The sequence below is a fragment of the Kitasatospora sp. NPDC093558 genome, assembly GCF_040683475.1.
Classification (GTDB): domain Bacteria; phylum Actinomycetota; class Actinomycetes; order Streptomycetales; family Streptomycetaceae; genus Kitasatospora.
Genome location: NZ_JBFBDY010000517.1, coordinates 1 through 4,564, shown reverse-complemented (window position 1 = coordinate 4,564; position 4,564 = coordinate 1). Strand labels below are relative to the sequence as shown.

5 protein-coding genes are annotated in these 4,564 nt (G+C 70.6%); 4 read left to right on the top strand and 1 reads right to left on the bottom strand.

The features are described from left to right. Positions 1-761, bottom strand: a 761-nt coding sequence (locus AB0O00_RS30455) for a substrate-binding domain-containing protein (protein ID WP_363657221.1), incomplete at its 3' end; no start/stop codon positions are given. Positions 762-967: 206 nt separating this feature from the next. Between AB0O00_RS30455 and AB0O00_RS30450 the strand changes: the two genes are divergently transcribed. The 4 genes from AB0O00_RS30450 to AB0O00_RS30435 all read left to right on the top strand — a co-directional run. Continuing rightward, positions 968-2,260 carry an extracellular solute-binding protein gene (locus AB0O00_RS30450; protein WP_363657219.1) on the top strand — a complete coding sequence of 431 codons (1,293 nt, stop codon included), beginning with the start codon at positions 968-970 and terminating at the stop codon, positions 2,258-2,260. Next, complete coding sequence (locus AB0O00_RS30445; protein WP_363657217.1) at positions 2,257-3,153, top strand: sugar ABC transporter permease; 897 nt, start codon at positions 2,257-2,259, stop codon at positions 3,151-3,153. Before AB0O00_RS30450 ends, AB0O00_RS30445 begins: the two co-directional genes overlap by 4 nt. Beyond that, positions 3,153-3,971 carry a carbohydrate ABC transporter permease gene (locus tag AB0O00_RS30440; protein WP_363657215.1) on the top strand — a complete coding sequence of 273 codons (819 nt, stop codon included), beginning with the start codon at positions 3,153-3,155 and terminating at the stop codon, positions 3,969-3,971. Before AB0O00_RS30445 ends, AB0O00_RS30440 begins: the two co-directional genes overlap by 1 nt. Next, on the top strand, positions 3,968-4,564 hold a 597-nt coding region (locus AB0O00_RS30435; RefSeq protein ID WP_363657213.1), incomplete at its 3' end, for a glycoside hydrolase family 3 N-terminal domain-containing protein. The genes AB0O00_RS30440 and AB0O00_RS30435, both read left to right, overlap by 4 nt.

The following is a 4,564-nucleotide window of genomic DNA, read 5'->3' as shown; positions in this document are numbered from 1 at the left end:
GCCTCGTACAGGCCGAGCGCCTGCAGGTCGTTGCCGGCGAACACGGCGGTCGGCCGGTCCGGCAGGCCGAGCAGTTCGAGGCCGAGCAGGCGTCCGGACTCGTGGTGGAAGTCGCCCTCGCGGACCAGCTCCGGATCGTACGGGACGCCCGCCATGTCGAGCGCCGCCCGGTACCCGTCGGCCCGGGCCCGGCTGCACATCATCCGGGCAGGGCCGCCGATCAGTCCGATCCGGCGGTGGCCGAGGTCGAGCAGGTGCCGGGTGGCGGCCAGGCCGCCGTCCCAGTTGGTGGTGCCGACGGCGGGCACCTCCCGGCCCGGGTCGCCGGCCGGGTCCATCACGACGAACGGGATGTCCCGGCGGGCCAGTTGCTCCCGCAGCGAGCGGTCCAGGTCGGACAGCACCAGCACCACGCCGGTCGGGCGGCGGGCGAGCACCGCGTCGACCCAGGACTGGCCGGGACCGTGCCGCCCGGCGGATTCGGAGAGCACGATGCTCAGGCCCTCCTCGCGTACCGCGTTCTCGACGCCGCGGATCACCTCCACCGCCCAGGCGCTCTCCAGCTCGTGGAAGACCAGCTCCAGCAGCGGGCTCGCCTGGCGGTTGCCGCGCCGCCGGTAGCCGTGCCGGTGCAGCAGCTCCTCCACCCGCTCCCGGGTGGCCGGGGCGACATCGGCGCGCCCGTTCAGGACTTTCGAAACAGTCGGCGCGGAGACCCCGGCCTCCTGCGCGATCTCGGCGAGCGTGGCCGCTCTGGTCACGAGTTCCTCCTGCACTGCCCCTGCCGGGCGAACTCCGTCGTGGATGGCGGTACGGCACAGCCGCAGCCGGGCGGTACCGCACGGATGCTAGCCCGCCGGCCGGCCGATGCCGATCCCGTCGGCACTCTTGACTGGCGGTCAGGTCGGTCCTAGGTTTCCGACAGCATTCGGCAACTTGCTCGAAACATTCGAACAGAGGGCAGGATATGCGATCCAGACTCGCCGCGGTCACCGCGGTCACCGCACTCGTCCTTGGAACGTCCGCCGCCTGCAGCTCCGGAGACTCCTCCTCCGACTCCGGCACCGGGACGATCCACGTGCTGGTCTACGGCGACGCCGGCAACAAGGTCGAGAAGCAGATCGTCGAGACCTTCAACAAGACCTCCAAGGTCAAGGCGGTGCTCGACACCATCCCCGGCGCGGACTACCAGCAGAAGCTGCAGACCGTGATCAACAGCTCCCGGGCCCCCGACATCTTCTTCAACTGGGGCGGCGGCTCCATCCAGTCGTTCTACAAGGCGGACCTGCTGCTGCCGCTGGACGGCTTCATCGCCGACGACCCGGGCCTGAAGGACAACTTCCTGCCCTCGGTCTTCAACTCCGCGGTGATCGACAAGAAGGCGTACGGGATACCGATGCGCGGCACCCAGCCGGTGTTGCTGTTCCACAACAAGAAGGTGCTCGCGGACGCCGGACTCACGCCGCCGAAGACGTGGGACGAACTCGTCACCGCCGCCAAGACCCTGAAGGCCAAGGGCATCACCCCGATCGCCCTCGGCGGCGGGGACCAGTGGCCCACCCTGATGTGGTTCGAGTACCTCTACGACCGGATCGCCGGCCCCGGGCTGTTCCAGCGGGCGCTCGGCGGCGACAAGGAGGCCTGGGCGAGCGAGGACAGCCGCAAGGCGCTGACCACCCTCAAGCAACTGGTCGACGCCGGGGCCTTCGGGAGCAACGCCGACTCCGTCAAGTTCACCGACGGCGGCTCCCCGGCCCTGGTCGCCAAGGGCAAGGCCGCCTTCGAGCTGATGGGCTCCTGGTACTACTCCACCCAGCAGGACGCCAACCCGGACTTCGCCAGGACCGGCCTCGGCTACACCGGCTTCCCCGCCCTGAGCGGCGGCAAGGGCGACCCGGCCGACGTCGTCGGCAACACCAACAACTTCTACTCCGTGCTCAAGAAGACCAAGCACCCGGTGGAGGTCGCGGCCTTCCTCAAACTGATGTACTCCGAGGAGTTCGTGAAGGCCCAGCTGGCCATCGGCAACCTGCCGACCACCACCAACACCCCCGACCACTTCGACCTCTCCGCCAGCCCCGCCTACTCCAAGGACCAGTACCAACTGGTCAAGGACGCCCCCTCGTTCCAGCTCTCCTGGGACCAGGCCTACCCGCCGAGCGCCATGACCCCGATGCACACCGCCGTCCAGGAGTTCTTTGACGGCAGGACCGACGCCGACGGCTTCATCAAGGCCATGCAGGCCTTGCCGACCTCATGACGCGCGGCGCCGGGGCCGGCGCGGGGACGACCCGCCCGGGGTTCGTCTGGGCGCTGCCCGCGGCGGTGTTCTTCATGTTGTTCGCGCTCACACCCATGCTGCTGGTCGCCGTGCTCTCCTTCACCAGCTGGGACGGCATCGGCGAGCCGCACTTCAACGGCCTGGACAACTGGCGCACCCTGCTCCACGACCCGGTGATGCTCCGGTCCGTCTGGACCACCCTGCTGCTCACCGCCCTCGGCGTGGTGACCCAGACGCCGGTCAGCATCCTGCTCGGCGTCTGGGCGGCCGGGCACCAGCGCAACCGGGCCGTGCTCTCGGCGGTCTACTTCGTGCCGCTGCTGCTCTCGGCGACCGCCGTGTCGGTGGTGTGGCGGGCCGTCCTCGACCCCAACTTCGGCGTGCCGGGCCGGCTCACCTGGCTGTTCGGCGACGGCAACCTGCTCGGCAGCCGCAGCGGCGCGATCGGGGTGCTGACCTTCGTCGGCGTGTGGCAGTTCACCCCGCTGCACGCGCTGATCTACCAGGGCGGCGCCCGGGCCATCCCCCAGGTGCTCTACCAGGCAGCGGCCGTCGACGGAGCGGGCACCGTGCGGCAGTTCTTCCACATCACCCTGCCGCAGCTGCGCAACACCGTCATCACGTCGGTGATCCTGATGGTGGTGGGCGGGCTGACCACCTTCGACACGGTGCTCATCCTCACCCAGGGCGGCCCGGGCACGGACACCACCGTCACCGCCTACTACATGTACCAGAAGGCCTTCAAGGGCTTCGACTTCGGCACCGGGTCGGCCATCGCGCTGGTCCTCGTGGTGGTCGCCACCCTGATCTCGCTCGCGGTGGTCCGGCTCTCCGGCTACGACCGGATGCGCGGCACGGCGGAGGGCCTGTGATGCGCCGGCGCCCCAACGTCCTGGCCGGGCTCGGCTCCCTGGTGTGGCTGGCGGTGGTCGGCCTGCCGCTGTACGTGCTGCTGATCGCCACCTTCCGCACCCGCTCCGACTACTCCACCGAGGGCCCGCTGAGCCCGCCCGCGCAGTGGACGCTGCAGAACTACCTGAGCGACCTCTCGGACGGCTTCGGCAAGGACCTCCTCAACACCCTGACCGTCACCGCGGGCGTGGTCGCCATCGTGCTGCTGGTCGTCCCGCCCCTCGCCTACGCCATCGTGCGCGCCCGCGGACGGGCCACCGGCTGGGTGTTCCGGCTGTTCCTGCTGGGCCTGGCGATCCCCGCCCAGGCGGTGATCGTGCCGATGTTCTACGTGATCAGCAAGACCGGCCTGTACGACCACCTGATCGGTGTCATCCTCCCGACCGCCGCCTTCTGCCTGCCCGTCTGCACCCTCGTGCTGACCGGTGCCATGCGCGACATCGGCCCCGAGCTGTACGAGGCGATGGCGATGGACGGCGCCTCCCCGGCGAGGGTGTTCCGGCAGCTGGTGCTCCCGCTCTCCAAGGGCGGGCTGGCCTCGGTCGTGGTCTTCGCCGCCCTCCAGGCCTGGAACGGCTTCCTGTTCCCGCTGATCCTCACCCAGTCGGACTCCACCAAGGTCATCACCCTCGGCCTGTACGACTTCCAGACCGAACACGGCGTGGACGTGCCCGGACTGCTGAGCGCCGTGGTGCTGTCCATGCTCCCCGTCTTCATCGTCTACCTGTTCGCCCGCCGCGCCCTGGTCCAGGGCCTGACGGGCTTGGGAGGAAAATGAACGGCCGTCATAACCCCCCGAGCGCGGCCCCCTGGCGGGACCCCGTGCTGACCCCGGAGGCCAGGGCGGACGCCCTGATCGCGGTGATGACCCTGCGCGAGAAGACCGCCCAACTGGTCGGCGTCTGGGTGGGCGCCAGCGACGAAGGCGCGGAAGTCGCCCCGCACCAGCACGAGATGGAGCAGCCGCCCGACCTCGACGCCCTCCTGCCGCACGGGCTCGGCCAGTTGACCCGCCCGTTCGGCACCGCCCCGGTCGACGCGGCGCTCGGCGCGCTCTCGCTGCTGCGCACGCAGCAGCGGATCGCCGCCGCCAACCGTTTCGGCATCCCGGCCCTGGCCCACGAGGAGTGCCTGGCCGGCTTCGCCGCCTGGGGCGCCACCGCCTACCCCGTGCCCCTGTCCTGGGGCGCCACCTTCAACCCGGAGCTCGTCACGGCGATGGCCGCCGCCATCGGGCGCGACCTGCGGGCCGTCGGCGTGCACCAAGGGCTCGCCCCGGTGCTCGACGGCGTCCGAGACGCCCGCTGGGGGCGGGTCGAGGAGACGATCGGCGAGGACCCGAACCTGGTCGGCCCCGTCGCCCCCGCCTAC

Coding starts and splice junctions, on each gene's coding strand:
- AB0O00_RS30450 (WP_363657219.1), top strand. CDS start 968: ATGCGATCCAGACTCGCCGCGGTCACCGCGGTCACCGCACTCGTCCTT.
- AB0O00_RS30440 (WP_363657215.1), top strand. CDS start 3,153: ATGCGCCGGCGCCCCAACGTCCTGGCCGGGCTCGGCTCCCTGGTGTGG.
- AB0O00_RS30445 (WP_363657217.1), top strand. CDS start 2,257: ATGACGCGCGGCGCCGGGGCCGGCGCGGGGACGACCCGCCCGGGGTTC.